A 26384-nucleotide genomic window follows, 5' to 3' on the forward strand; every position below is an offset into this window, starting at 1 on the left:
GAGTGGTGTGACGGCCAATCGCGAGCAAGCTCGCTCCCACAGGGGGAGGCGTGAGCGGCGAAATCCAATGTGGGAGCGAGCTTGCTCGCGATTGCAGCGACGCGGTCAATCAGTCAGTCAAACCGATAGATGTCCATCCCCAGCGTCCCCATCGTGAACCCGGCATGGGTAACACTGAACTTGCCCCCCGCACCCCGGGCAAAATACAGCGGCAGCAAGTGCTCATCGCTGGGGTGGCTGCGCACGGCGTTCGGCGCCTGGCGACGGTAATCATGCAGCGCGGCCTCGTCGTCGGCCGCCAGCTTCTCAACCATCCAATCGCGAAAGTCCTTGGCCCAGGGCTCAATGCTGTCGGGGCCGGCGTTCCAGTCCAGGTCGCGCAGGTTATGGGTGATGCTGCCGGAACCGATCAGTAAGATGCCCTGCTGACGCAGGCTCGCGAGGGCCTGGCCGACCTGTGTCTGCAACACCGGTCCCTGGCGGCTGGGCAGGGAAACCTGCACCACCGGGATGTCGGCCTCGGGGTACATCAAAGACAATGGCACCCAGACGCCATGGTCGGACGGCCGTTGAGGGTCGAGGCGTGCCGGCAGGTGCGCGGTGTTGAGCATGGCTGCGACTTGCGTCGCCAGTTGAGGATCGCCAGGCGCGGGGTACTGCACCTCATACAGGGCTGGTGGAAAGCCGCCGAAGTCGTGCCAGGTGCGCGGCTGCGGATTGGCGCTGACCAGCAGTTCGTTGCTTTCCCAGTGGGCGGACACGATGACGATGGCCTTGGGCTTGGGCAATTGAGCGGCCAGGCGAGCCAATGCCGGACCGCTATCGCCGGGCTCCAGGGCGAGCATCGGTGAGCCATGGGAGATAAACAGGCTGGGCAGCATGAACGGACTCCTGAGCGTTAAGATGGAGTCATCTTCCGTCAGGTCAATGATCTAAATCTAATATAAGTTTTAGCCCATTTTGATCGAATTTTTTGGAGCGAATCATGGAGCCCGAGTTTTGGCACAAGCGCTGGTCATCGAACCAGATTGGTTTTCACTTGCCGGAGGTGAACCCCTACCTTCAGCGTTTCTGGCCGCAATTGGGCTTGGCCCAGGGCAGTTGGGTGCTGGTGCCGTTGTGTGGCAAAAGCCTGGATCTGCTGTGGCTTGCCCATCAGGGGTATTCGGTGTTGGGCGTGGAACTGTCGGAAAAAGCCGCCACTGATTTTTTCCTTGAGCATCAACTTGAGCCGGTTGTGAGTGAAGAGGGTGCTTTCAGGGTGTTCCGTGCCGGTGATATCGAGATTCGCTGTGGTGATTTCTTTGCCCTGGGCCCGCAGGATGTGGCCGATTGCACGGCACTGTATGATCGCGCCGCATTAATCGCGTTGCCCGTGCCAATGCGGGAACGGTACGCGGCTCATCTGCAGAAGATCCTGCCCGATGGGGTCGGTTTGTTGATTACCTTGGATTACAACCAGGATGAAATGCCTGGCCCACCGTTCTCTGTCGGGGATGATGAGGTGCAGCGGCTGCTGGGAGGTGTCTGGCAGTTGGAGGTGTTGCAGGAGCAGGATGTGTTGGGGGAGAGCTGGAAGTTTTTGCAGGCGGGTGTGAAGCGGCTGGATGAGCGTGTTTATCGGCTGTCCAGAGGTTGAAGCGGTGGTTGTGCTGATGCCATCGGGAGCATGCTCGCTCCCACATTGGATCTGCTGTGAACATAAAACCTGTGGTCACCCAAGTTCCCTTGTGGGAGCGGGCTTGCTCGCGAAGGCGGCCTGGCAGGTGGCTTGGATTTGTTGATCGAGTACATATCCGTTGCTGCGGTAACGGCCACTTAGGGTTCCGCTTTTACAGCGGGTGACTTTTGAAGAGCGCAAAAGTAACCAAAACGCTTTTGCCCCACCACTCGGCACCTCGCTTAGGCTCGGTGTGCCCTCACTCCGGCATTGCTCCGTGGGCCCGCCGCGAAGGGCCATCCATGGCCCAGCGCGGCTATCCCGGCATCCATGCCGGGATGCCCACTGCGCAATGCCTGCGTTCGGCCAGCGTGGTTAACGGGGCGCTCCAGATCAAGGTCAAGATCCAAAGCAAGAGCAAGAGCAAGAGCAAGAGCGGGGCACATACCGGCATCTATGTGGCTGAGCCACCGCTATCGCGAGCAAGCTCGCTCCCACATTGGATCTTCAGCAGACCCAAAGCCCATGTGCACCGCAAAACCTGTGGGAGCGAGCCTGCTCGCGATGAGACCGGCACATACGGCATCACCGCAAACTGACACATCGCCTTCGCGAGCAAGCCCGCTCCCACAGGAGAAACGCGGCCCCATCAAGAACCAGGTCGGCTATCAGGCCGCCTCGGGGAGGACGTTGATCTCGGCGCCCCGTTAACCACGCTGGCTGAACGAAGGTATTGCGCAGTGGGCACCTCGGCATGGATGCCGAGGTAGCCGCGCTGGGCCATGGATGGCCCTTCGCGGCGGCCCACGGAGCAATGCCTTCGTTCAGGCATGCCGAGCCTAGGCGAGGCACCAAGTGGTGGGGCATGAAGCGTTTTGCTTACTTTTGCGCTTCTCAAAAGTGAGCCGCTGTAAGAGCGGAACCCTAAGCCGCCGTTACCGCAGCAACGGATATACACACCAAAGCAAGTAGATACCGCAAAAAAACGGCGCTTCCCATCTCTGAAAGAAGCGCCGTTTTCTCTAAGCTGAACCAGCATTACGCATTTCTGCGGGTTTTCTCTTGAGGCTAACGATCAGCCCCGACGACGCAGTGCGTCGATACGCTCTTCCAGCGGCGGGTGGCTCATGAACATGCGTGCCAGGCCCTGCTTGATGCCACCGTTGATGCCAAAGGCATTCAGGGTGTCAGGCATGTGCACCGGCAAGCCTTGCTCGGCGCGCAGGCGCTGCAGGGCACCGATCATGGCACTGGTGCCGGCCAGGCGTGCACCGGCGTCGTCGGCGCGGAACTCGCGCTTGCGCGAGAACCACATGACGATGGCGCTGGCGAGGATGCCCAGTACCAGCTCGGCGAAGATGGTCGCCACGTAGTAGGCGATGCCCTGGCCTTCTTCGTTCTTGAAGATCACCTTGTCGACGAAGTTGCCGATGATGCGGGCGAAGAACATCACGAAGGTGTTCACCACGCCCTGGATCAGCGCCAGGGTCACCATGTCGCCGTTGGCGACGTGGCCGATCTCGTGGGCCAGCACGGCCTTGACTTCATCGGGCGAGAACCGCTCGAGCAACCCCTGGCTGACGGCGACCAGTGCGTCGTTCTTGTTCCAGCCGGTGGCGAAGGCGTTGGCCTCGTAGGCCGGGAAGATCCCGACTTCCGGCATCTTGATACCGGCTTCGCGGGACAGTTGCTCGACGGTCTGCAGCAGCCATTGTTCGTGACGAGTGCGCGGCTGGCTGATGATCTGGGTGCCGGTGCTCATCTTCGCCATCCACTTGGAGATGAACAGCGAGAACAGGGAACCGGCGAAACCGAACACCGCACAGAAGATCAGCAGCTGATTGAGGTTGAGGTCAACCCCATTGGCCGCCATGAACCCGTTGAAGCCGAAGAGGCTCAGGGTGATGCTGGCAATCAGCACGACCGCCAGGTTAGTGGCCAAGAACAGCAGGATGCGCATCATGGTTGTGAAAATCTCCTCGTGCTAAAGATGTAGCGTTATGCGGGGTATATAAGGTGCTGCCGCAGGCTATTCAACTCGCCGACTATTTCAAACTGTGTCCTACAGGCGTCCTAAATGTTTGAAAGACTTTTCTGAAAGTGAATGGGGAAAAGAAATACGACGCTTGCACCCCGTGAACGTTGAGCCTGGGGGGGGCGTCGGCGGTCCAACCCGTAGTGTAGAAGGCCTTGCAGAGTCGGCAGAACGGATATGTTGCTGAATCAAACAGCGTGCGAGGCGACGGCTCCCCGCACGCTGTCTGGCTTATTGACGGTAGGACTTGAGGAAGTTGCCGATCCGGCCAATGGCCTGGTCGAGGTCATCGACCCGCGGCAGGGTCACGACGCGGAAGTGATCCGGCCACGGCCAGTTGAACGCCGTACCCTGGACCACCAGCAGCTTTTCGGACAGCAGCAGGTCGAGGACGAATTTTTCATCGTTGTGGATCGGGCAGACCTTCGGGTCGATCCGCGGGAAGGCATACAGCGCGCCCATCGGCTTGACACAACTGACGCCGGGGATGTCGTTGAGCAGTTCCCAGGTGCGATTGCGCTGTTCCAGCAGCCGGCCCTGGGGCAGGACCAGGTCGTTGATGCTCTGGTAGCCGCCCAGCGCCGTCTGGATCGCATGCTGGCTCGGCACGTTGGCACACAGGCGCATGTTGGCCAGCATGTCGATGCCTTCGATGTAGCTCTGGGCATGGTGCTTGGGCCCGGAGATGGCGATCCAGCCGGAGCGGAAACCAGCGACCCGATAGGACTTGGACAGGCCGTTGAAGGTCAGGCACAGCAGGTCTGGCGCCAGGGACGCGGTGCACACATGCACGGCATCGTCGTAGAGGATCTTGTCGTAGATCTCGTCGGAGAACACCACCAGGTTGTGCTGGCGGGCCAGTTCCAGCATGTCCAGCAACACTTCCCTGGAATACACGGCGCCGGTCGGGTTGTTCGGGTTGATGATCACCAGTGCCTTGGTATTGGGCGTGATCTTGGCCTTGATGTCCGCCAGGTCGGGAAACCAGTTGGCCTGTTCGTCGCACAGGTAATGCACCGGGTTGCCACCGGACAGGCTCACGGCAGCGGTCCACAGCGGATAGTCCGGTGCCGGCACCAGCACTTCGTCGCCGTTGTTGAGCAGGGCCTGCATGGACATCACGATCAGCTCGGACACGCCGTTGCCCAGGTAGATGTCCTCGATGCCGATCCCTTCGACCTGCTTCTGCTGGTAGTACTGCATCACGGCCTTGCGGGCACTGAACAGGCCCTTGGAGTCGCTGTAGCCCTGGGCGGTTGGCAGGTTGCGGATGACGTCCTGGAGGATTTCATCGGGCGCTTCGAAACCAAAGGGGGCCGGGTTGCCGATGTTCAGCTTGAGGATGCGATGGCCTTCCTCTTCCAGGCGTTTGGCGTGCTTGAGCACCGGGCCGCGAATGTCGTAGCAGACGTTGGCGAGCTTGTTCGATTTGCTGACCTGCATGGCGATGTGTTCCCGAAAATGAACGATCCAGGTGGCGTATGAACGGCCGTACTGGGGATCCTGCGTCTGTGCCCAGGCCTGACGCGGTACATGCGTCACAATCCGTTTGAATGCGCATGACGTGGCTGCCAGACTGGCGTCTGACGAGGCGCAATCATACGTGCCGCCCGATCTGCGGAAAAGCGTCGGATCGGGCTTTTTCAATTGCCGAGGTGGGACGATGGAAAAGTTGGAGAAAACCCTTGAAGAATGGCATGCCATGCTCGACCCGGAGCAGTACAACGTCTGTCGATTGAAGGGCACCGAACGGCCGTTCTCCGGTAAATACAACGCCACCAAGACCGACGGTGTGTACCACTGCATCTGCTGCAACGAACCGTTGTTCGATTCGCAGACCAAATTCGATTCCGGCTGCGGCTGGCCGAGTTTCTACGCGCCGATCGAGGGCAGCGCGGTGGTGGAGGTGCGGGACGTCAGCCACGGCATGGTTCGCACCGAGGTGGTCTGCGCCAGATGCGACGCCCACTTGGGCCACGTCTTCCCCGACGGCCCGCCGCCCACGGGGTTGCGGTACTGCATCAACTCGGTGTGCCTGGATCTGGTCCCCCGAGAATAATTTGGTGGGAGCAAAGCTTGCTCGCGAAACAGGGCATCTCGATTTCTGAACGACCGTATCGCCTTCATCGCGGGCAAGCCTTGCTCCCACAGTTTGTGGTGTGGGTATTTTTGATAATTAAATTGCATACAATTTAATTGCTAGCTATCTTCAGCGTTCTGTTCTTCCCATCTGGAGCCTTGCCATGAGCGACAATCTGCTGAGCATCCCGTGCACCACCATCAAGGGTGAGCAAAAGACCCTCGCCGATTTCGCCGGCAAGGCGGTGCTGGTGGTCAACACGGCCAGCCAGTGCGGGTTCACCCCGCAGTACAAGGGGCTTGAGGCGCTGTGGCAGACCTACAAGGACCAGGGCCTGGTGGTGCTGGGCTTTCCCTGCAATCAGTTCGGCAAGCAGGAGCCGGGCAGCGAAGGGGCGATTACCGAGTTTTGCGAGCTGAACTTCGGTGTGAGTTTTCCGCTGTTCAAGAAAATCGAGGTCAACGGTGCCAACGCCCACCCCCTGTTCGTCCAGCTTAAACAGCGGGCGCCTGGCGTGCTGGGGTCCAAAGGCATCAAGTGGAATTTCACCAAGTTCCTGATCGGCAAGGACGGTCAGGTGGTCAAGCGTTTTGCCCCGACCACCAAGCCCCAGGACCTGACTGGTGAGATCGAAGCGCTGCTCAAATGAATGACCTGTCAGCCGATTCGCTGAAGCTCGACAGCCAGTTGTGCTTCAAGCTGTACGCCGCTTCGCGTGCGGTAATCCGCGGCTACAAGCCAATGCTCGATCAGCTCGGCCTGACCTATCCGCAATACCTGGTGATGCTGGTGTTGTGGGAATGGCAGGACACGGCCCCGCAGCAGCCGACGGTCAAGGCCCTGGGTGAGCGTTTGGCGCTGGATTCCGGCACGCTGACGCCACTGCTCAAGCGCCTGGAACAGCTGGACCTGGTCCAGCGCCAGCGTTCGGCCCGGGACGAGCGGGAGGTGCACTTGAGCCTGTCGGCTGCAGGGCGAGCCTTGCGTGAACAGGTCGGCCCGCTCAAGGCCCGCCTGTTGTGTGACAGCGGCGTTGACCTGGACCGCCTCGGAACGTTGCGAGACGGTCTCGATCACCTGCTGGGCCAGATCAAAGCGCTGACGTAGTCGGCACCCACTGGTCCAACACTGCGGCCAGTTCTTCGCGGCGAAACGGCTTGGACAGGTAATCGTTCATGCCGGCCGCACGGCAGCGCTCGCGCTCCTCGGGCATCGCGTTGGCCGTCAGGGCCACAATCGGCAGGTCCGACCAGCTCCCGCTGCGGCGGATCTGCCGGCTGGCTTCGTAACCATCCATCACCGGCATGTTGCAGTCCATCAACACCAGGTCGAACACCCGCTGTTCCAGTTGATCCAGGGCTTCGACGCCATGGGCCGCGACAGTGACTTCGCAGCCCAGCTTCACCAACATCCCCTTGGCCACCAGTTGGTTGACCGGGTTGTCCTCCACCAGCAGCACCCGTCCACGCTTGGCTGGCGCCAGGGCTTCGATCTGTGCGTCATTGATGATGGTCGCCTCGCTTTGCATGGCGCGTCGCAGAATCTGGTACAGCGCATGGCGCGCCAGCGGCCGGGCCTGTTGTATCAGCGGGGCGAGGGCGGCGGCTTCCTCGCCAGGCATGAAACTGCCATAGGCGGTCACCAGCAGGATCGGCGCGTCAAAGGTCGGCCGCAGGTTGAACAGGCATTCCGGGCAGTCGGTAATCAGTACGTCAGGCGTGAGCCCCAGCAACCCGTCGTCGATGGAGCGCTGCACATAATCCAGGCCCCATCCCGGCAACAGCATGCCTAGCAACTCGGCCAGCCCGCTGCTGCTGGCGGTGATGGCGACGACGTTGCCGTGCAACGGTTCGACCGGCGTCGCCGGGGTATGGCACGGCAGGGGCAGATCGGCACAGAACTGGCTGCCAAAGCCGGCTTCGGAACTGATCGTCAACCGGCCCTGCATGGCTTCGCAGAGGTTGTAGGTCAATGCCAGGCCCAGGCCGGTGCCACCAAACTGGCGGGTAATCCCGGCGCCTGCCTGGGTGAACGGTTGCAGGATTCTCGCCTGGGCTTCCTGGGGAATGCCAATGCCCGTGTCGCAGACCTCGATTCGCACGCCGCCTTCGTAATGACTCATCTTCACGTCGACCCGACCGAAGCGCGTGAACTTCAGTGCGTTGGACAGCAGGTTGCTGACGATCTGGCGCACCCGGGTTGGGTCGCCGACTACCTGCGCCGGGAACTGCGGGTCGATCAGGCACGCCAGTTCGACACTGGGGGCCGCGTTCTGGGAAAGCAGGTTGGCGGTATCCTCCACCAGGGAGCCGAGATCGAACGGAATGCGTTCGAGTTCCAGTTGGCCGGCGTCGAATTTCGACAGGTCGAGGATGTCGTTGAGCAGTTCGACCAATACCTTGCCCGAGTCATGGGCAATCGATAGCTGCTGCTGTTGTTCGGCCGTCAGGGGGCCATCCAGGGAGAGCGCGATCATGCCCAGCAGGCCGTTGAGCGGTGTGCGGATCTCGTGGCTCATGTTGGCGAGGAACGCGGAGCGGGCTTCGGCCATGTCCAGGGCTGTGCGCCGGGCCACTTCCAGCTCCTCGTTGGACTGGCTGAGGCGGGCATTGATGGCCTTGAGTTCGGCGGTGCGTGCCGAGACGATGTTCTCCAGTTGCGCCAGGTATTCGGTGAGGCGATTTTCGGCCGTACGCCGCTGCTGGATTTCGGTGGAGATGTTTTCGAACTGCTGGTTGGCGACGGACACCAGCACGCCGATTTCATCGGACTGATGGCCGGAAGGGCATTCCAGGTGGCTCTGTTCGCTGCTGCTCGGGTCGCGGCTGCTCAGTTCGCGGATGACCCGCACCAGGGGCTTGGTCAGCATCACGTAGAACAGCGCCAGCAGCAGGCCGGTCAGGATCAGGCTGCGGGCGAAGCCGTTGAGCAAGGTGACCTCGGCACGGCGCAGGAAACGACTGCCGAACGCATAGGTGTCGACGTCCAGTCGCAGTATGCCCAGGGATTCGCTGGGCAAGTGATCCAGGTAGAGCCGGTCCTCGAACTGCCGCTGGGCGCCGAACAGGAAGTCGCTGATGAACCGGTAGCTGCTTTGCAGCTCGGGCCGCTTGACGCTGGCCAGCACGGTATTGTTGTTGTCGATCAGCTCGGCCCCGATGATGGCCGGTGAGCGCAACAGGCCCATGGACAACTCCTGGGCGAGTTCGGCGTCGATGTTGTAGGCGATGCGCGAGGCCGGGTTGTGGCTGATTTCCAGCAGCGAGAGGATTTCACGGTTGATCGACGCGTCTTCGCTGGCATAATCGATGCCGATCTGCATCAGGCTGAGCAAAGTGCCCAGCACGAAGCCCACCAGGACGGTCAGGCGGGCCTGCTTATAGGAAAGCCGTTGGGTGAATCTGATGTCCATTGAGTGATGAACCACTTACGTTTCCCTTCGCCGGTCAAGCATAGCTGATCATCTCTGAATACCGGTGCAGCCGGTGTGTATTGTGTGAAGTAGACCCGCCATTGGATACGGCGTTTCGTAGCACGAGCGCCATCATTACTGTGAACCTGTCCGAGGAGAAGACGTGGACTCGCGATTGAATGCTTTTCTTGAGCGTGCCGATGCCGTGCTGGCCCGGATCGAACCTTTGTTGCCGGCGCCCCGGCCCGCCATCGATTGGGCCCAGACCCTGGCCGCCCGTTGGCAGCGTGACGGGCGCAGCGGCTATCTGATGCCGCTGCAGGTCAGCCTCGACATGCGCTTGTCGGACCTGATCGGCGTGGACCGCCAGGTTGAACAACTGGGCCGCAACACTCGGCAATTCATCGATGGCATGCCCGCCAACCATGCCTTGCTCTGGGGCTCGCGTGGCACCGGCAAGTCGTCCCTGGTGCGTGCCCTGTTGGCTGAGCATGCCCAACAGGGATTGCGGTTGATCGAGATCGAACGCGATCACCTGGCCGATCTGCCCCGCGTGGTCGAGCAGGTGGCGAAACTGCCCCAGCGCTTCGTGTTGTTCTGCGATGACTTGTCGTTCGAATCCGGTGAAGGCGATTATCGCGTGCTCAAGAGCGTGTTGGATGGATCCCTGGAGCAGGCGCCGGACAACGTGCTGCTGTATGCCACCTCCAACCGTCGTCACCTGGTGCCGGAAAAGGAAAGCGACAACGAGAATTGGAAGCGGGTCGACGGCGAACTTCACCCCAGCGAAGCGGTGGAGGACAAGATCGCCTTGTCCGACCGCTTTGGCCTGTGGCTGTCGTTTTATCCGTTTACCCAGGAGCATTTCCTCAACGTGGTGGAGCACTGGATCGGCGAACTGGCGGCCAAGGCCGGGCTGGCCTGGCAGCGCGACGAAGCGCTGGATGTGCTGGCGGTGCGCTGGGCAACCGGGCGCGGCAATCGCAACGGACGTTGCGCTTATCAGTTTGCCCGTTATTGGGTAGGCCTGAAATTGTTGGAGCACAAGGCATGATCGATTTGAAGGGCACCGGAGTCGGCCTTGACGGCTACGCGCTGTTATCGGCACAGCTGGAATCCTTGCTGGCCGATGAGCGTGACTTCATCGCCAACGCCGCGCAGTTCTCGGCTTTCCTGTCCAGTCAGCTGGATGATCTGAACTGGGCCGGTTTCTACCTCAATCGCAACGAAGAGTTGGTCCTGGGACCGTTCCAGGGCCAGATCGCCTGCGTGCGGATCCCCTTTGGCCGCGGCGTGTGCGGTACGGCGGCAGCGACCCGGCAGACCCAGCGCGTCGAAGACGTCCATGCCTTCGCCGGGCACATCGCCTGCGACAGCGCGTCGAACAGCGAGCTGGTGGTGCCGCTGGTCAAGGACGGGTGCCTGATCGGCGTGCTCGACCTGGACAGTCCGAAACTGGCGCGCTTTACCGAACATGATCAAGCCGGCATCGAGCAGTTGGCCGCGATCTTCCTGCGCCTGACGGATTGCTGATCATACCTTCAACCCTGCCTTGACCAGCAGGCCGTGGGGATCGATTTCATCGATCTGGTGCGGGTCGAGGAATTGGTTGGCGTAGCTCTCGTAGATTTTTTCTTCGATGAACAGCTCGAACAGCTCGGGATCGATATGGGCGTCACGGCACATGGTGGCCATGATGCCCAGGGCCTCGCTCAGTTTTTTCGCCTTCTTGTAGGGGCGGTCGGCCGCCGTCAGCGCTTCGAAAATGTCGGCAATAGCCATCATGCGCGCCGGCAGGCTCATCTCTTCGCGTCTGAGGCGCTTGGGATAACCGCTGCCATCCATTTTCTCGTGATGACCGCCGGCGATCTCCGCCACATTGTCCAGGTGGCTGGGAAAGGGCAACTGGCTGAGCATCAGAATCGTCTGCACCATGTGATGATTGATGACGTAGCGCTCCTCGCGGGTCAGCGTGCCGCGCGTGATGCTCAGGTTGTAAAGCTCGCCGCGGTTGTATTTCCAGGCCGGTACATCGAGTTGGAAGCCCCATGGGTTGTCCGCCGGGATCAGTTCGGCCGCGTGGCGCTCGAGCAGGTGTTCGGGCTTGTCTGCCAGCAGCGGCTCAGTGACCGGTAGTGTCGGCTTGGGCGTGCGGGCCTGGCGTCGGTTCTCTTCCCAGGAAACCCCCAGGCGATCGTCGAGGGTCCGGGTCCACGGGCGTTGGGCAATCTGCTGCAGGCGTTGCAGGTCGGCCTCGGCCATGGCTTCGGCGCCCAGGTTGCAACGGGCGACGAAGGCGAAGTCGTCATCCAGGGCCGTCAATGTCGCGTCACGCTGTTGCGCCAGGGATGACGGCTCGCCGCCGCTTGCCACGGCCTGCCAGTAGTCGACCCAGGCGTCGCGCTTGAGCACTTCGAAGCGGGTGCGTATTTCGTGGATTCGATCGTTCAGGGTTTCCAGTTTGGTGGCTTTGTCGACCACGTATTCGGGGGTGGTGACCTTGCCGCAATCGTGCAGCCAGGCGGCGATGTGCAGGGCTTCCCATTCATCCTCCGTTGGCCGGTAGGCGTCGAATGCCGGTGCCTGGCTGGCAGCGGCGGCCTGGGCGAGCATCAGGGTCAGGACTGGCACCCGCTGGCAATGGCCACCGGTATAGGGACTCTTGGCGTCGATCGCGCCGGCCAGCAATTGGATGAAGGCGTCCAGCAATTGCTTTTGCCTGGCTTGCAGGCGCTGGGCCTCGATGCTCACGGCGGCGGCGCCGGACACGGCCTGGAGGAAGGCGATGCGGTCGGGCCGGAGTTTTTCCAGGTCGGCTTCGGTGCCGCTGTCGGTGACCAGCAACACCAGTACGCCGACGGTTTCCTGATGCCGATTGCGCAGGCGAATACCGATCAAGTGGACCCGCGGCGAGTCCAGCTCCCGTAGCACGCCCTGCAGGTCGCCCGCCTGTTCGAAGCCCAGGGATGCCACGAGGTTGTCCGAGGTAGCCAGTTGCTGGAGCCATGGCGGGCTGGCGCTCGCCTGTAGCTCATGACTGCGCAACTTGAAGGCGTCGAGGTCCCTGGGCGCTCCATCGATCACCAGGCCATACGGCTTGACCCGATTGTCGTCGTTCTCGCGCAGATAGATCAGGCCGGCCTGGGCCTGGCCGATCTTCACGGTTTCAAACAACACCCGTTCCAGCAACGGGGCGAAGCGGGTTTCGGCGCGCAGGCTGGCGGTGATTTCAAAGAAACTTGCCAGGGTCTCTTTCATGCGCGCCATCGAGACGCTCAACTGATCGACCTCCAGCACCGGGGAGCGACGGGACACCGGGTAGTTGAAGTCAAAGCTGCGAATGGCATCGGCTTCCTGCACCAGTTCGCGCAAAGGCTTGACCAGGATCCTGGACGTCAGCCAGCCCAGGGGCAGGCACAGCAGCAGGGTGGCAAGGGTGATGAGCGCGCCTTGCCAGCGCATGCGATAGGCATTGTCCAGCAGCTCATCTTCAGGGACCAGCAACGCCAGTTCCAGGCCTTGGGGCCCGCCTTCCTGCATGTGGCTGCGAGAAACGATCCACTGGCGTCCGGCCACTTCCAGGCGCGTGGTGTCAGTGTTGTTGTCGAGTGCGGCGGCGATGGCCGGGCTGAGGTCGCGGGCCTTGATCAGGCGTGCCGACTGGGCGTCGGCGAGCAGCCGGCGGCTGTCGGGATAACCCACAGCGTTGCCCCTGGGATCAAGCAGCACGACCTCGGTGCCAGCCGTCACCTTGTGCTTGGCCAGGGTCTGGGACAGCGCCACCAGGGTCAGGTCGGCGCCGATGACAGCCTGCTCGCCACTGCGCCGGGCGAGGGTGGTGCCGACATTTTGGGTGGAGAAAAAAACGTAGGGCTCGGTGGTAATCTGCTCGGTGCTGCCGACGGCGCTGCGAAACCAGCTGCGGTCGCGGGGATCGTAGATTTCGTCGGCTATGTCCCGGCGCCCGATGAGTGTCAGGGCCTCGTCGTAGAACAGCGACTGGGAATGAACCGGGCCTTGCTCGGAGGCCCGCTCCACGGTCCAGACCTGGTAGGCCGAGTCGGCCGGCGCCTGCAGGGCGGCTTTCAGGGCCGCGGTGCGCAACGGCCGGACCATCAGGAAGTTTCCGCGCTGATCGCCCAGGTACAACGATGCCAGGTTCGGGTTGTCCCGCAGTGCCTGGCTGAAGGGCACGAGCAGGGCCAGGCGTTGCGCCATCTGCGGCGTGCGCGTCGCCGGGTAGTCAGCCAGCAGGCTCAACAGGTGACGGATGGGTTCGTAGGTGTCGTACAAATCCAGGCGCACATCCTGTTCAATACGGTTGAACAGTTTTTCACTGCTGGACAGGATGATTTGCGTGGTTTGCCGGTAATTGAAAATCCCCAGCACCACCCCGGTCAGCAGCAAAAGCAGGGTAAACATCACGCTGATGTGGACGTGCAGGGGGAACCGGCGTTTGTCCGGACGCGGTGCGCTGGGCATTGCAGTCACTCCAAGTGTCAGGGGGTGTTCTCGATGGGTGTTCCCGCGTGCAAGGGAAACCGATCGATAACCCCCCAGGTACGCACTGCTGAGCGAATAGCATAGTAAACGCTGGATTATTTTGCCTTGGCGATCTCTGTTTCGAGGGCCCGCTCCAGTTCGGTCATGGCGCGGTCGAGGGCGTCGATGCAATCATTGATTTGCTCAGGTGCCTGCGCTTGATGACAAGCGTGCTCCAACGCCTCGCATCGCTGGATCAGCGAGGTCGCCTGGACGATGCGGGCGACGCCTTTTATCTTGTGTGCCGTTTCGGTCAGCGCTTGCCTGTTTGCGCCGTGGGCGACGTCGAGCAATTCCTGGCGGTCCGAGCGGCTGCTGCTGAGCAATTCGGCCAGCAGGCGCCGGTTGGACGACGGGTCGCCGCCGGTCAACGCCTGCAGGCTTTGTACGCTGAAAGCTGTGGGGCGGCCGGCGGGTTTGACTGTCTTGATCCATTGGCTCAAGGCGCTCAGGCTGATCGGCTTGAACAGGCAGTCATCCATTCCAGCGTCCTGGCAGCGTTGTTTTTCCTCCGGTTGTGCATTGGCGGTGAACCCCAGGAGGGTGCAGGGCGGTCGTTGTTGCTCGGACTCATCGCGACGAATCGACCGGGCCAGTTCGTAGCCGTTCATGATGGGCATGTTGCAATCGGCGATGACCAGATCGAAATGGTTTTTTTGCCAGACCTCGAGCCCGTGGGCACCATCATGGGCGACCTGGTAGTGATGGCCGAGGTATTCCAGTTGCTGCGACATCAGCAGGCGGTTGGCGGGATGATCGTCCACGATCAGGACGTTCAGGGTGGCCTGGGCCGTGCCGATGACCGGTTCAAGTGGGGGGCAAACCGGCGCCGTCGACAGGACGGTCAGTTGCAGGCAGACCTGGACCTGGGTGCCGAAGCCGGGCTGGCTGCTCATGTCCAGGCTGCCGCCCATCATCCGGCACAGGTTGCGACTGATCACCAGCCCCAACCCTGCGCCGTTGCGGGCCATCCGGCTGGTGTTATCGACCTGGGCAAACGGCTTGAACAAACGTTGCAGGTCTGCCGGGTCGATGCCGATGCCGCTGTCGTTGACCTCCAGGTGCATTTGCAGGACGTCGTCCTGGTCGGTTGGAGACAGCCGGACCTTGATCACTACCTGGCCCTGCTCGGTAAATTTGAGGGCATTGCTGATCAGGTTCGACAGCACCTGTTTGAATCGCAACGGGTCCATCAACACGTCAGGGCTACCCTCGGCGGCGTCGAACTGCAGGGACAACGCCAGGTTCTTCTGCCGGGCCACGCCCTCGAAGACCCGTATGACTGATTGCAGCAGGGCCCCGAGATTGACGCGTTCGGGGGCCAGGCTCAGATGACCGGATTCGATACGGGCGATGTCCAGGATGTCACCTATCAGCTCGAGCATGCCGGAGGCCGACTCGTACGCGACTTCGATGGTTGAACGGTCCACGCGGCCCTTGTCGGCCTGTTTCAGGGCCAGCTCAAGCATGCCGATCACCGCGTTCATCGGCGTGCGGATTTCATGGCTCATGGTGGCCAGGAACGTGCTTTTGGCGCGGTTTGCGTCATCGGCCCGTTGCTTGGACGCACGCAGTTCCTCGAACAGCTGGCGCCGCTCACTGATGTCGATCCAGCCGCCGATGATGCCTTTCACTTCGGCGGCAGAGTTTCGGTAGGGGAGGATCCAGTGATAGATCGTCAGTTGCCTGTCCCCGATGTGCAGGGGCCGATCCACGATCAGGGCGGTGCCTTCGGCCATGACACGCTGGTAGTCCGCCTGGTACTCCTGCGCTTCGAAGGCGTTGCTCATGGAACCTGGCATCAGGTTCTTGCCGATGACGTCTTCGCGCTTGACATCGAACGTTTGCAGGTAGCTGTCGTTGCAGCTTTGCAGGATGCCGTTGCGATCCCTCACGTAGATGGGGTGAGGGGTGCCGTTGAGCAGCGAATGCATGAATTCGAGCTGATCATTGAGGGCCAGTTCCGCCCGTTGACGCTGCCTGATCTGGCGCTGCATGTAGGCGTTCCACGCCAGGGAAAACAGCAGCAACAGGCCAATGCCCGCGCCGACCTGGAGGAACAGGCGGTTGTAGGTGCGCCAGGTGTGTTCCGAGGGCGAGACGTAACCGCGCCAGCGGTTGTTGATGACGCCCAGTTCGTCGGGGTCGATGCTGGTCAGGGCCTTGTCGAGGATGGCGTTCAACTCTGTGGCGTTTTTTGCCGTGGCCAGCGCGAACATGGCCTGTTGGGTGCCCACCGTGCTGCTGATTTGCAACCTGTCGCGCCACGCATAGGAGGAGATGAAATAGTTGGCCATCACCTGCGAGTTCACGCTGCCGTCGACCTGGCCATGGGCGAGCATTTCCACGGCGCGCAAGGGGCCGTCCGTTTCGATGATTTGAATGTCTGGGTACTGGCTGCGTAGCCATTCAATGACCGGATTGCCTTTGGCGATTGCCAGGCTGGCGTGGCCGAACTGATCGAGTGTCGTGGGCGTGTCGGACTGTTTGCGGGTCAGCAGGACGAACGAGCTGTCAACGTAGGGGCGGCTGAACTTCAACTGGAGTTGTCGTTCACTGCTGGGCAAGAGCGCGGCGATCATGTCGGCTTGATCGTTGAGGACCGCGGTAATCATTTCGCTGTCGTTCTGGCGGCGCTGGATGTCCAGGCGCAGGCCGGTGCGCAGCCGGATCAGTTCCAGCAGGTCGGCACTGATGCCGCGAAAGTCCCCATCCGCATCGAAGAAGGTGAAGGGCGCGGAGGTTTCGTTCACCACCACCCGAACCACCGGATGCCTGGCCAGCCAGCGTTGCTCGCGGTCGGTCAGTTGTATCCTGTGGTCCGTGAGGTACAGGTCGCTGCCTGCACTCCAGCGTTTGGAGATGGCGGCTTGCTCGGCAATGGAGACTTGGTTCAGCGTAGCGTTGATGACTTCCAACAAGCGGGTGTCGCTACGTCGTACGGCGAAACCAAAGCCATGGGATTCGTGTTTGCCGAAGCTGGCCATGCGGATATTGCTCAAGTAGCCCTTGTTGATCATGTAGTGGGTGGAAAGGGTATCGCCGAGAAATACATCGGCCTGGCCGAAGGCCACGGCATTGATGGCGTTCTGGTAGGACGGGTAGGTGGTGATGAGTGCCTTGGGGTAGAGTTTTTCAATTTCCCGTAGCGGCAGGTAGTGGTAGACCATACTCAGCCGCAACCCTTCGAGATCGTCAGTCAGGGATCGGCTTTCATTCGTTCGGGTGACGAGAACGGGTTGGTCCACTGCGTACGGCGTCGACAGCACAATGTCGGGGTTGCGGGCTTCGAAACCGTTGGCGGTGCCAAGCATATCGATTTGCCCATCCTTGAGTGCGGCCATGGCCGCCTCGCGGGAGTCGAAGCGCAGGACGCTCATGGGCAGGCCGGTGGCCTTGGCGATGATGTCGGCGTAATCGGCCGTCAGGCCTTCGTAGTCGCGTCCGCTGGTGGAGAGATCGAAGGGCGGGTAATCCGGCGCGGACGTTCCCAGGACCAGCGCCTGCCGATCCTGTAGCCAGGCGCGGTGAACGTCATCCAGCTTGATCTCGGTATGGGCCATGGACGAACGGCCCAGCAACGTATAGTGCTCGGGCGCGTCCGGTGCCGCCATGAGCACTCCTGCATATAACGCTGCGCTGATCAGCAGGAGACATTCGGTTATGCGTCTGAGCATCCTGTTTCTTCTCACACCAGCGCGTTGCGCTTCGCCATTTCAATCAGCTCGACCAGGGACTTGACCTTGAGTTTCTGCATCAGCCGTTTCTTATAAGTACTGACGGTCTTATTGCTTAGAAACATGCCTTTGGCTATTTCCTTGTTGGTACGGCCTTGGGCAAAAAGTTGCAGCACCATCAGCTCCCGATCATTGACACTTTTGAAAAGGTCCAGCTCGATACTGCGAGGGTCATCCGGGCGTACCGGATTCAGTGCCTGGCTGGGGAAATAGTTATAGCCGGACAATACTGCTTTGATCGCGCTGACAAGTTCGCTGAGGTCTTCCTGTTTACAAACGTAACCAGAGGCACCGGACTGCATGCATCGAATGCCGAAGAGCGTCGGCGACTGGGCCGTGAGCACCAGTGTCTTGAGCGGAGTGGTCATGGCATTGAAGCGCGAAAGGATTTCCAGCCCGTCGAGTTTGGGAATGCTGATGTCCAGGATAACCAGGTCTGGCATGCATTCGCGCACCATTTGCATCGCGTCGACGCCGTTGTCAGTTTCTCCTACGACCTTATAGCCCTCATGCTCCAGAAGCATGCGAACGGCGAGGCGGATGACCGGATGATCGTCGACAATGAAAACGGAGTTCATGAATAAATTACCCTGCGAACTTGAATAAAGCGCGCACCTTAGCCCACTTACAACCAGGGCCGTACGAAGAGACAGGCATGCAACTTCAATTTCAGAAGTTTCCTACAAAAAAAGAGGCAAGATATTACGATGTAATCGGTTTTTTAGTAGGCGGGTGGCAATAGGAGGGGGGGAGAGTTGGCTATGTGTGAAGGGATATTTCTTTGATAGTGTTGTTTGTGCAAACAAAAGAAGCGTTTTAATCGAGTTTTTTGTAAGCCATATCGTTATTTATCTACTTCAAACTCCTTGTGGCGCAGCGCTACAAAATTCACATTCACCGCCAATCCCTGTGGGAGCGAGCTTGCTCGCGATGACGGTGGCACATCCTGCATTGATGCGCACAGATCCACTGCCATCGCGAGCAAGCTCGCTCCCACAGGTTTTGTGCCAGGTGCAGCACACCGTCGATCCACGCCTTTTATTGGCGTGTGCGACCGGTCATCTCCTGGGCCATTTCGCTGGCGTAGCTGTCAGTCATCCCGGCGATGAAGTCGATCATGCGCAGGAAAGCACCATGCAAAGGGCCGTTGGGATCCGGCGCGTTGTTCCCCAGCAGGTCGAGAATGCGGCGATTCTTGAACGAAGGCGTACGGCCTCCGTGCTGTTCGAGGGCGGCTCCGCAAAATCCGTTGAGCAGGATTTCCAGCGTGGTGTAGGCACCGATTTCATGCAGGGTCTTGCGCTTGTCCTGGAAAATTTTGCGGCGCGCCATGTCCTTGGCATTCAACACGCAGCGTTTTGCCGGGCCGTGCATATGCTCCACCAAATCCCCCGGCAATGTGCCGGCAAGCAATGCTTCCTGCTGTTCGACAAAAGCCCGGGCGGCGGCGTTGGTCAGGTGTTCGATGGCCTTGCCTCGCAGGATCGCCAGTTTGCGTCGCCGCGAGTCCAGCGGCCCTAGCTGGCGGTAAGTGTCCGGAAGATCGTCGCCCACCAGGTCCAGGAGCAGCGATTCCACCTGCGGGTATTCCAGGAGATCCATCTCCACGCCGTCTTCCAGGTCGATCAGTGCGTAGCAGATGTCATCGGCGGCCTCCATCAGGTACACCAAGGGATGCCGCGCCCAGCGTTGCTCCTCGATCTGTGGCAAACCGAGTTTGTGGGCGATCTGCTCCAACAGTGGCAGTTCGCTCTGATAGCAACCGAACTTGTGTTTCTTGTAGCCCAGCGAGTCGGCGTGGCGGGCGGTCCAGGGGTACTTCAAATAGGTGCCGAGGGTGGCATAGGTCAGACGCGTCCCCCCGTCGAACTGATGGTATTCAAGCTGGGTGAGAACGCGAAATCCTTGGGCGTTGCCTTCGAAATTGAGGAAGTCGTTGCGCTCGGCTTCGCTCATTGCATCGAGCCAACCACGGCCGGCGGCCTGCTGAAACCAATAGCGGATAGCATCCTCACCGGAGTGACCGAACGGTGGGTTGCCAATGTCGTGGGCCAGGCAGGCCGATTGCACCACCATGCCCAGGTCGCTTGGCTCACACCAGTCAGGCAGGGCATTGCGGATGGTTTCTCCCACGCGCATGCCCAGGGAACGCCCGACGCAGCTGACTTCCAGGGAATGGGTCAGGCGCGTATGGATGTGGTCGTTGCTGGAGACCGGATGCACTTGGGTCTTGCGTCCGAGACGGCGGAAGGCGCCGGAAAAGATGATGCGGTCGTGGTCCTTGTGGAAAGGACTGCGGCCCAGCTCTTGCGGACTGTGCAGCGGTTTTCCGAGGCGTTCGCGAGTCAGCAGGGTATGCCAATCCAAGGCCGGTTGCTCCGTTTGATGATGTCGATGCCCTAGCTTCCCGGTTCGTGGGCTGCCCTGCAAGGCCTATAGGCCTGCATAGACTTGATACACAACCCTGTGGCGAGGCCCTCAGGGTTTGCGCAGGTCTTTGGCCACCTTGATCAACGGCAGCAATGTCGTTGCCAGGCGGATCAGGCCTGTCAAGCCACCGCCGCCGCCGTTGCGGGTCCGTTTGCCGGTGATGAAACCGAGCAGGGACACCGCCGCCACACCCCACAGTGGCGCATGCTTGATGCCGAAACCTTCGTGCCAGCTTTGCGTCAAGCCGCGCACCCGTTGCAAGGGCTGCAGCAACTGGCGCGTTTCCTGACGGATTTCCTGGCGATGCATTTCCATGCGCAGACGCACCAGCGCCTTGCGCATTTCCTGTCGGGTTCGGGCTTGAGGGATATCAGGCAGGCTCATGGCAGCAGGCGCTCCCGGTCATTGGCCAGTTCTTCGAGGGTGGCGTTGAAAGGGGAGGACTCGTCATAGATCGCTGCCTTGAGCCGCAGACCGCAGAACAGCGCTGCCAGCAGGTAGAACAGGCACAGGCCGATAATACCCGCCAGGCGATAGGTGTCCCATACCAGGATCAGTACCAGCGCCGAAAGCCCGACCAACAGCAGCAAGCCGAACACCAGCGCAAGACCGGCGAACAGCAGGAGGCTGACGGTGCGTGCCTTCTGTTCCTGCAACTCCATGCCGAACAATTCGACGTGGCTATGCAGCAAGCCAAGAAACGCCGCGCCCAGGCGACGTGCTGTCGGTTGTGTGCCCGCTTCGGACGAGCCGGATTCGTCGATACCCATCATTAGCGCCGTGTCGCCAGCAGACCAATCAGAAAGCCCACGCCCGCGGCAATGCCCACGGATTGCCAAGGGTTGGCCTGTACGTATTCCTCGGTGGCGACCACCGCAGCCTGGCCGCGTTCGCGCATGGAATCTTCCGTCAGCTTGAGCGTTTCGCGGGCGCGCAGGAGGGTTTCGTGAATCTGGCTGCGCAGTGCATCGGCTTGATCGCCTGCCAGCGTCGCGGTGTGATCGAGCAACCGTTCCGTGTCGCTGACCAGCGTCTGGAAATCTTCCATCAGGGTTTCTTGAGCAGTCTTTGCCTGGGTTCTGGCCATCGGTGAATCTCCGTAAGTGACGTCTGAAACGTTCGAGTATGAGCCTTCCCGGAAGGTTCAGTGAAAGTGACTGGTACAACTTTTGCTCAGACTTTTGCCATGTACTGGTGCGTCAGCCTGCGCCAGTGCGCTGAAGCTGGGCGAAAGCCCGAAAAACCTTAACCCAAATAATCAAAACCCGCGAAGCACCTCCAGGCGGGATTTCGTTTTGACCGTTCTTGCGCACCAAAGCGGTTCAGCGGCCTGCGTCCGGCCAATGAGTCGTTTCAACTTGGTGCGCTCGCAAGGCAAGCGAGCCGATTTGGTGCTTTTTTCAACTTTTTCAGGTCTGCCAATACCATGGAAAATATACAAAGTGCCGTGGACAGTCTGGTCCACAGCTCCAATACGCTGTTCATCCTGCTCGGCGCAGTCATGGTCCTGGCCATGCACGCCGGCTTTGCGTTTCTTGAAGTGGGAACGGTCCGGCAAAAGAACCAGGTCAATGCGCTGTCGAAAATCCTCAGCGATTTTGCGGTCTCGACCCTGGCCTACTTCTTTATAGGCTATTGGATTGCCTACGGTGTGACCTTCCTGCAACCGGCGGCGGTGCTCAGCGCCGATCATGGCTACAGCCTGGTGAAGTTCTTCTTCCTGCTGACTTTTGCCGCCGCGATCCCGGCCATCATTTCCGGCGGTATTGCCGAGCGTGCGCGGTTCGCACCGCAGTTGTGTGCCACGGTGCTGATCGTGGCGTTTGTCTATCCGTTTTTCGAAGGCCTGGTCTGGAACGGCAATTTTGGCCTGCAGGCGTGGCTGCAAGCCCGGTTCGGCGCCAGTTTCCATGACTTCGCCGGTTCCGTGGTGGTGCATGCCATGGGCGGCTGGCTGGCGTTGGCGGCGGTGCTCTTGCTCGGCCCGCGTAACGGCCGCTACCGGGACGGTCGCCTGGTGGCGTTCGCGCCTTCGAGCATTCCATTCCTGGCCTTGGGTTCGTGGATCCTGATTGTCGGCTGGTTCGGTTTCAACGTGATGAGTGCCCAGACCTTGCCCGGGGTGAGCGGGCTGGTGGCGGTCAATTCGTTGATGGCCATGGTGGGCGGTACCGTGGCGGCGTTGATTGTCGGGCGCAATGACCCAGGCTTCCTGCACAACGGCCCGCTGGCCGGGTTGGTGGCGGTCTGTGCCGGGTCCGACCTGATGCACCCGGTCGGTGCGCTGGCCACCGGTGCCATTGCCGGTGCCTTGTTTGTCTGGTGCTTCACGGCGGCCCAAGGCAAGTGGAAGATCGACGATGTGCTCGGTGTCTGGCCGTTGCACGGGCTGTGCGGGGTCTGGGGCGGCATTGCCTGTGGCGTCTTTGGCCAGAGTGCCTTGGGCGGCCTGGGTGGGGTCAGCCTGATCAGCCAGTTGATTGGCACGGCGCTGGGTGTTGTCGTCGCCCTGGCCGGCGGGTTTGCGGTCTATGGCGTGATCAAGGCCGTGCTGGGGCTGCGCCTGACCCAGGAAGAAGAGTATTACGGCGCCGACCTGTCGATTCACAAGATCGGTGCGGTCAGCCAGGACTGAGCGTTGCACTAAGGCTCCTTGTCCTGGTTGCCGGGATAAAAACCATGGAGCAGGCGATAACGGTCGTGACGGACCTGATCCACATGCTGCTGGACCTGCTGCTCGGGCAGGCCGAGCATGATCAGGGCGTGGGAAGCCAGCATCAGACTTGACTCCAGCAGCTCCGGGACCACTTCGCTGGCCCCGGCCGCCTGCAACTCGGCCAGTTGGCTGTCGTCACGGGTGCGCACCAGGATCGGTACCTGATGGTTGACCTGCCGGGCCGCCTTGAGCACGGTGATGGCGATGTCGGTCTTGTCCACCGCGATCACCAGCAACCTGGCGCGGCTCAAGCCAACGGCCGCAAGCAGGTCACCTCGTCGTGAATCCCCGTAGTGCACGCAGTTTTCCCCGACGGTGGCTTCCTGGATGATCACCGGGTCGTCATCCAGGGCGACGAACGCCTGGCCTTCGCGGCGCAGGAATCGCCCGATGGACTGGCCGACGCGGCCGTAGCCGCAAATGACCACATGGCCCGACAAGCCGGCGTTTAGTGCGCTGATCTGGTCCAGTTGCGCCTCTTCGTTGGGTTTGCGATGCAGGCGGGCGGCGACGCGTGGCGCGGCGCGCAGCAACAACGGGGTCAGCAGCATCGAGCAGAATGTCGCGGCCAGCAGCAAGCCGCTGATGTCGGCGGGCATGAGGCGGTTCTGCTGCATCAGCGCCATCAGGGCAAAACAGAATTCGCCGCCCTGGGCCAGCGCCAGGCCACTGCGCCAGGCGGTTTCAACGTCGCTGCCGCGCCATTTCACCAGGATCGCGACCACGCAGCCCTTGATGAGCATCAAGCCGAGGGTCAATCCCAGGATCAACAAGCCGTCATCGAGGAACAGCTGCAGGTCGATCAGCATGCCGATGCTGACAAAGAACAGCCCCAGCAGGATGTCGCGGAACGGGCGTATGTCGGCCTCGATCTGATGCCGGTAGTGGCTTTCTCCCAGCAGCATGCCCGCCAGGAATGCACCCAGGGCCGGCGACAAGCCGAGCAGGTGGGTCAGCCATGCCGTCAGCAACACGATCACCAGGGCCAGCAGCACGAACAGTTCTGCGGATCGGGACGCCGCCACTTCATGGAACAGCCGGGGCAACAGCAGCCGACTGGCCAGTAGCAGGCCGCCGAACAACACCAGGGTCTTGCCCAGGGTCAAGGGCAGCGCCCAGTACCACGGGTGCTCGCTGCTGCCGGCGAATACCGGCACCAGCGTCAACAGCAGCACCGCGACCACATCCTGGAACAACAACACGCCGATGGCGTTCTGGCCGTGGCTGCTGAAAATCTCTCCCAGGCTGGTCAACTCCTTGCTGACGATGGCAGTGGAGGACAAGGCCAGCCCGGCACCGAGCAACAACGCGGCGATCACTGGCGCGCCGAGCATGACCAGCAATCCCGCCAGGACCGCCCCCGAGCACAGCACCTGCAGGCTGCCGAGGCCGAACACGACCCGACGCAGTTCGAGCATTTTCGACAGGGAAAACTCCAACCCCAGCGAGAACAGCAGGAACACCACCCCGAGCTCGGCCAGGTCTGGCAGTTCTTCGCTGTCGTTGACCCAGTCCAGCGCGGTAGGCCCGACCGCCAGCCCGACGCAGAGATAACCCAATACGGGTGGCAGGCGCAGCCGCCTGAACAAGGCGATGACCACCAGGGACGAGGCAAGGATGATCAGCAGGTTGGCAAACAAGGGGAACTCCGTTTCAAGGCTACAACGCACAGCGTAGAGGGGAAAATGCGACAAGCGTGGCTGGAAAAGCATTGGCGCTCAGTGATGTGCATCAGCGTTTTACCGATACACCCGCAAGCGAGCCAGCGACTCGACGGTTTCCCGGGTCGAGCCTAGAATGACCGTCTATCTTTTTTGGGTCTACCCGCCATGCTTCCTGAATGCCAGTTGTTCGGCACCCTGGGGTGTCATCTTTGCGAAGTAGCCGAAGCTGAACTGATGCCTTTCGTCGAACATGGATTGTTGGTGGAGCTGGTGGACATTTCAGAACGCGAAGCCTGGGTGGACAGTTATGGGCTGCGTATTCCCGTGCTGCGCAGGCTGGATACCGGTGCCGAGCTGGACTGGCCCTTCGAGGCCGAACAGATCGTGACCTTTCTCCGTTGAGCGGCTCATCCGTCAGTTCCTGATACTGCGGTTGGCGAAAGTACCATGCTTCGGTTACTGTATGCCCATACAGCTATCTGGAGTGCGTCCCCTTGGTCAATGTCGAACAACTGAAAAGCAGCGTAAACAGGATGTCCGCGGACGTTGTACGCGAGGCAGTCCTGGAACTGCGCCTGGATGGCTTGGTTACCGAAGGCAAGACACCCTTCAATAAACTGCATTTCAACACCTGTTTTGCCGAGATCGAAGCGTTGTTCCAGCGTGCCGGCTATCACAAACAGTTGGATGTGGTGGGTTACCAGGGCCTGCTGTACGCGCTGTACGATCCAGGTCGCTGGGAGGCGGTGGAAGTACTGCGCTGGTTGAAAGAGTTCACTGAAGCGGCGGCAAAACCGACTTCAGTCACGGCGTAGGGCAATCATTGCTGGGCTGGCTGGTGCGACTGTCGGATAATGCCACCCTGCAAAAATGCCTAAGAGTTTTCAATGTCCGGTTCATCGTTTTCCGCCGCTCATCATCAGGCCAGTACGTTGTATCTGCCACCCGGTTCCTGGCAGACGGTGCTGGAGTGCCTGTGCGAGCATTTCAGCGCCATCAGTCGCGAGCAGTGGCTGGACCGGATCGCTCGGGGGCGGGTATTGGACGCAGAGGGCAAGGCCATCCAGGTCGACTTGCCATACCGCGAAGGCCTGCGCATCCACTACTTCCGTGAAGTGCCCGACGAGAAGCCGATCCCGGTGGTGGAGTCTATCCTGTACGCCGACGAACACCTGGTGGTGGCAGACAAACCACATTTTCTGCCTGTCACTCCCGCAGGTGAATACGTCGAGCAGACCTTGTTGCGACGGCTGATCCGTCGGTTGGACAACCCTCATCTGGTGCCCTTGCACCGCATCGATCGGCATACGGCCGGGCTGGTGTTGTTTTCGTCCAACCCGAACACCCGCTCGGCGTATCAGTCGTTGTTCCCGACGCGGCAGATCGAAAAGCGCTACCAGGCCATTGCCCGCGCATTGCCCGGGCTGACCTTTCCACGGGTGCATAAAAGCCGGATGATCGATGGCGAACCGTTCTTCCGAATGCAGGAAGGGCCGGGCGAGCCCAATACCGAAACGGCCATCGAAGTGCTGGAAAGGAACGGCGAGTTGTGGCGCTATGGCTTGTATCCGGTTACGGGTAAGAAGCATCAGTTGCGGGTTCACATGAATGCCCTTGGGGCGGGGATCTGCAATGATCCGTTTTATCCTGATGTGCTTCGGGATGTTGAGGATGATTACTCGAATCCTTTAAAGCTGCTGGCTCAAGGGTTGCGTTTTGTTGATCCGGTTACTGGTCAGGAGCGGGTGTTCGAGAGCGGTATTTCGTTGCACTGGTAGTTTTTTGTTCAGGGGGAATGGTGTGTATATCCGTTTCTTCGGTAACGGCTACTTAGGGTTTCGCCCTTACGGCGACTCACTTTTTTTCAAACGCCAAAAAAAGTAAGCAAAAAAGGCTTGCCCCACCACTCGGCACCTCGCCTAGGCTCGGTGTGCCCTCACTCCGGCATTGCTCCGTGGGCCCGCCGCGAAGGGCCATCCATGGCCCAGAGTGTGTAAAAACACCGAAGCCAACCCTTGCTATGATTCCCCCAGGATTTCATCGCAAGGGCTGCCCATGAAACGCTTCATCCAAGGTGAACACCGAGGTCAAACTACCTTGCTCCCCGA

23 protein-coding genes are annotated in these 26384 nt (G+C 60.7%); 11 read left to right on the forward strand and 12 right to left on the reverse strand.

Features of this window, described 5'->3' with window-relative positions; genetic code table 11:
• Positions 1-113: 113 nt before the first annotated feature.
• On the reverse strand, positions 114-881 hold the full coding sequence (locus Q7F16_RS25925; protein WP_409557332.1) for a DODA-type extradiol aromatic ring-opening family dioxygenase: 768 nt from the start codon (positions 879-881) through the stop codon (positions 114-116).
• A gap of 104 nt (positions 882-985) precedes the next feature.
• On the opposite strand from Q7F16_RS25925, the gene Q7F16_RS25930 reads away from it, so the two are divergent.
• Both Q7F16_RS25930 and Q7F16_RS25935 read left to right on the forward strand, forming a co-directional pair.
• Positions 986-1639, forward strand: coding sequence for a thiopurine S-methyltransferase (locus tag Q7F16_RS25930; RefSeq protein ID WP_409557333.1), 654 nt, complete (start codon positions 986-988; stop codon positions 1637-1639).
• Between the two features lie 323 nt (positions 1640-1962).
• Positions 1963-2259: a hypothetical protein gene (locus Q7F16_RS25935; protein ID WP_409557338.1), complete on the forward strand. Its 297-nt coding sequence runs from the start codon at positions 1963-1965 to the stop codon at positions 2257-2259.
• Positions 2260-2735: 476 nt separating this feature from the next.
• Here the strand turns inward: Q7F16_RS25935 and htpX are convergent, their stop codons facing one another.
• Together htpX and Q7F16_RS25945 are read right to left on the reverse strand one after the other, a co-directional pair.
• On the reverse strand, positions 2736-3623 hold the full coding sequence (gene htpX / locus Q7F16_RS25940; RefSeq protein WP_003183732.1) for a protease HtpX: 888 nt from the start codon (positions 3621-3623) through the stop codon (positions 2736-2738).
• Between the two features lie 303 nt (positions 3624-3926).
• A complete protein-coding gene (locus tag Q7F16_RS25945) occupies positions 3927-5138 on the reverse strand; it encodes a pyridoxal phosphate-dependent aminotransferase (RefSeq protein ID WP_046063764.1) in 1212 nt (403 codons plus the stop codon).
• A gap of 220 nt (positions 5139-5358) precedes the next feature.
• Here Q7F16_RS25945 and msrB point away from each other — a divergent pair, with 220 nt between their 5' ends.
• From msrB to Q7F16_RS25960, 3 genes are all read left to right on the forward strand, one after another.
• The gene (gene msrB / locus Q7F16_RS25950; RefSeq protein ID WP_046063765.1) at positions 5359-5754 is read left to right on the forward strand and encodes a peptide-methionine (R)-S-oxide reductase MsrB; all 396 of its coding nucleotides are present in this window, start codon (positions 5359-5361) and stop codon (positions 5752-5754) included.
• A 184-nt stretch (positions 5755-5938) separates the two neighbouring features.
• Positions 5939-6424, forward strand: a complete 486-nt coding sequence (locus tag Q7F16_RS25955; RefSeq protein WP_409557334.1) for a glutathione peroxidase — start codon at positions 5939-5941, stop codon at positions 6422-6424.
• The gene (locus Q7F16_RS25960) at positions 6421-6882 is read left to right on the forward strand and encodes a MarR family winged helix-turn-helix transcriptional regulator (protein WP_018603147.1); all 462 of its coding nucleotides are present in this window, start codon (positions 6421-6423) and stop codon (positions 6880-6882) included. The genes Q7F16_RS25955 and Q7F16_RS25960 overlap by 4 nt, the downstream gene beginning before the upstream one ends.
• Here Q7F16_RS25960 and Q7F16_RS25965 read toward each other — a convergent pair.
• A complete protein-coding gene (locus Q7F16_RS25965; RefSeq protein WP_046063766.1) occupies positions 6866-9187 on the reverse strand; it encodes a hybrid sensor histidine kinase/response regulator in 2322 nt (773 codons plus the stop codon). The genes Q7F16_RS25960 and Q7F16_RS25965 overlap by 17 nt on opposite strands.
• A gap of 163 nt (positions 9188-9350) precedes the next feature.
• On the opposite strand from Q7F16_RS25965, the gene Q7F16_RS25970 reads away from it, so the two are divergent.
• Positions 9351-10241 (forward strand): ATP-binding protein, encoded by an 891-nt coding sequence (locus Q7F16_RS25970; RefSeq protein WP_046063767.1) that lies wholly within the window; start codon positions 9351-9353, stop codon positions 10239-10241.
• Complete coding sequence (locus tag Q7F16_RS25975; RefSeq protein ID WP_046063768.1) at positions 10238-10720, forward strand: GAF domain-containing protein; 483 nt, start codon at positions 10238-10240, stop codon at positions 10718-10720. The genes Q7F16_RS25970 and Q7F16_RS25975 overlap by 4 nt, the downstream gene beginning before the upstream one ends.
• Here the strand turns inward: Q7F16_RS25975 and Q7F16_RS25980 are convergent, their stop codons facing one another.
• The 7 genes from Q7F16_RS25980 to Q7F16_RS26010 form a co-directional block, all read right to left on the reverse strand.
• Entirely contained in the window at positions 10721-13669 is a 2949-nt protein-coding gene (locus Q7F16_RS25980) for an HD domain-containing phosphohydrolase (protein ID WP_409557335.1), read from the reverse strand.
• A gap of 116 nt (positions 13670-13785) precedes the next feature.
• Positions 13786-17406 (reverse strand): transporter substrate-binding domain-containing protein, encoded by a 3621-nt coding sequence (locus Q7F16_RS25985; protein WP_409557336.1) that lies wholly within the window; start codon positions 17404-17406, stop codon positions 13786-13788.
• An 11-nt stretch (positions 17407-17417) separates the two neighbouring features.
• Positions 17418-18044 (reverse strand): response regulator transcription factor, encoded by a 627-nt coding sequence (locus Q7F16_RS25990; protein WP_014337291.1) that lies wholly within the window; start codon positions 18042-18044, stop codon positions 17418-17420.
• A 460-nt stretch (positions 18045-18504) separates the two neighbouring features.
• A complete protein-coding gene (locus Q7F16_RS25995; RefSeq protein WP_046063771.1) occupies positions 18505-19833 on the reverse strand; it encodes a deoxyguanosinetriphosphate triphosphohydrolase in 1329 nt (442 codons plus the stop codon).
• A 111-nt stretch (positions 19834-19944) separates the two neighbouring features.
• A complete protein-coding gene (locus Q7F16_RS26000; RefSeq protein WP_409557337.1) occupies positions 19945-20280 on the reverse strand; it encodes a hypothetical protein in 336 nt (111 codons plus the stop codon).
• A complete protein-coding gene (locus Q7F16_RS26005; RefSeq protein WP_024618372.1) occupies positions 20277-20666 on the reverse strand; it encodes a phage holin family protein in 390 nt (129 codons plus the stop codon). The genes Q7F16_RS26000 and Q7F16_RS26005 overlap by 4 nt, the downstream gene beginning before the upstream one ends.
• A 2-nt stretch (positions 20667-20668) precedes the next feature.
• A complete protein-coding gene (locus tag Q7F16_RS26010) occupies positions 20669-20983 on the reverse strand; it encodes a DUF883 family protein (RefSeq protein ID WP_003199441.1) in 315 nt (104 codons plus the stop codon).
• 339 nt (positions 20984-21322) lie between these two features.
• On the opposite strand from Q7F16_RS26010, the gene Q7F16_RS26015 reads away from it, so the two are divergent.
• On the forward strand, positions 21323-22531 hold the full coding sequence (locus Q7F16_RS26015; protein WP_046063773.1) for an ammonium transporter: 1209 nt from the start codon (positions 21323-21325) through the stop codon (positions 22529-22531).
• 8 nt (positions 22532-22539) lie between these two features.
• Here the strand turns inward: Q7F16_RS26015 and Q7F16_RS26020 are convergent, their stop codons facing one another.
• A complete protein-coding gene (locus tag Q7F16_RS26020; RefSeq protein WP_046063774.1) occupies positions 22540-24252 on the reverse strand; it encodes a cation:proton antiporter in 1713 nt (570 codons plus the stop codon).
• A 189-nt stretch (positions 24253-24441) separates the two neighbouring features.
• Here Q7F16_RS26020 and Q7F16_RS26025 point away from each other — a divergent pair, with 189 nt between their 5' ends.
• The 3 genes from Q7F16_RS26025 (at position 24442) to Q7F16_RS26035 (ending at position 26054) form a co-directional block, all read left to right on the forward strand.
• Entirely contained in the window at positions 24442-24678 is a 237-nt protein-coding gene (locus tag Q7F16_RS26025; RefSeq protein ID WP_014337295.1) for a glutaredoxin family protein, read from the forward strand.
• Positions 24679-24770: 92 nt separating this feature from the next.
• A complete protein-coding gene (locus Q7F16_RS26030) occupies positions 24771-25091 on the forward strand; it encodes a hypothetical protein (RefSeq protein ID WP_014337296.1) in 321 nt (106 codons plus the stop codon).
• Positions 25092-25163: 72 nt separating this feature from the next.
• On the forward strand, positions 25164-26054 hold the full coding sequence (locus Q7F16_RS26035) for a pseudouridine synthase (RefSeq protein ID WP_046063775.1): 891 nt from the start codon (positions 25164-25166) through the stop codon (positions 26052-26054).
• The last annotated feature ends 330 nt before the right edge of the window (positions 26055-26384 follow it).

This window comes from Pseudomonas sp. Lb2C2, from assembly GCF_052112205.1.
Classification (GTDB): domain Bacteria; phylum Pseudomonadota; class Gammaproteobacteria; order Pseudomonadales; family Pseudomonadaceae; genus Aquipseudomonas; species Aquipseudomonas kilonensis.

Bases quoted from the DNA above. Each gene is read 5' to 3' on its own strand.
- Q7F16_RS25925 (WP_409557332.1), bottom strand. From the start codon at position 881: ATGCTGCCCAGCCTGTTTATCTCCCATGGCTCACCGATGCTCGCCCTG.
- Q7F16_RS25930 (WP_409557333.1), top strand. From the start codon at position 986: ATGGAGCCCGAGTTTTGGCACAAGCGCTGGTCATCGAACCAGATTGGT.
- Q7F16_RS25935 (WP_409557338.1), top strand. From the start codon at position 1,963: ATGGCCCAGCGCGGCTATCCCGGCATCCATGCCGGGATGCCCACTGCG.
- htpX (WP_003183732.1), bottom strand. From the start codon at position 3,623: ATGATGCGCATCCTGCTGTTCTTGGCCACTAACCTGGCGGTCGTGCTG.
- Q7F16_RS25945 (WP_046063764.1), bottom strand. From the start codon at position 5,138: ATGCAGGTCAGCAAATCGAACAAGCTCGCCAACGTCTGCTACGACATT.
- msrB (WP_046063765.1), top strand. From the start codon at position 5,359: ATGGAAAAGTTGGAGAAAACCCTTGAAGAATGGCATGCCATGCTCGAC.
- Q7F16_RS25955 (WP_409557334.1), top strand. From the start codon at position 5,939: ATGAGCGACAATCTGCTGAGCATCCCGTGCACCACCATCAAGGGTGAG.
- Q7F16_RS25960 (WP_018603147.1), top strand. From the start codon at position 6,421: ATGAATGACCTGTCAGCCGATTCGCTGAAGCTCGACAGCCAGTTGTGC.
- Q7F16_RS25965 (WP_046063766.1), bottom strand. From the start codon at position 9,187: ATGGACATCAGATTCACCCAACGGCTTTCCTATAAGCAGGCCCGCCTG.
- Q7F16_RS25975 (WP_046063768.1), top strand. From the start codon at position 10,238: ATGATCGATTTGAAGGGCACCGGAGTCGGCCTTGACGGCTACGCGCTG.
- Q7F16_RS25980 (WP_409557335.1), bottom strand. From the start codon at position 13,669: ATGCCCAGCGCACCGCGTCCGGACAAACGCCGGTTCCCCCTGCACGTC.
- Q7F16_RS25985 (WP_409557336.1), bottom strand. From the start codon at position 17,406: ATGCTCAGACGCATAACCGAATGTCTCCTGCTGATCAGCGCAGCGTTA.
- Q7F16_RS25990 (WP_014337291.1), bottom strand. From the start codon at position 18,044: ATGAACTCCGTTTTCATTGTCGACGATCATCCGGTCATCCGCCTCGCC.
- Q7F16_RS26000 (WP_409557337.1), bottom strand. From the start codon at position 20,280: ATGAGCCTGCCTGATATCCCTCAAGCCCGAACCCGACAGGAAATGCGC.
- Q7F16_RS26005 (WP_024618372.1), bottom strand. From the start codon at position 20,666: ATGGGTATCGACGAATCCGGCTCGTCCGAAGCGGGCACACAACCGACA.
- Q7F16_RS26010 (WP_003199441.1), bottom strand. From the start codon at position 20,983: ATGGCCAGAACCCAGGCAAAGACTGCTCAAGAAACCCTGATGGAAGAT.
- Q7F16_RS26015 (WP_046063773.1), top strand. From the start codon at position 21,323: ATGGAAAATATACAAAGTGCCGTGGACAGTCTGGTCCACAGCTCCAAT.
- Q7F16_RS26025 (WP_014337295.1), top strand. From the start codon at position 24,442: ATGCTTCCTGAATGCCAGTTGTTCGGCACCCTGGGGTGTCATCTTTGC.
- Q7F16_RS26035 (WP_046063775.1), top strand. From the start codon at position 25,164: ATGTCCGGTTCATCGTTTTCCGCCGCTCATCATCAGGCCAGTACGTTG.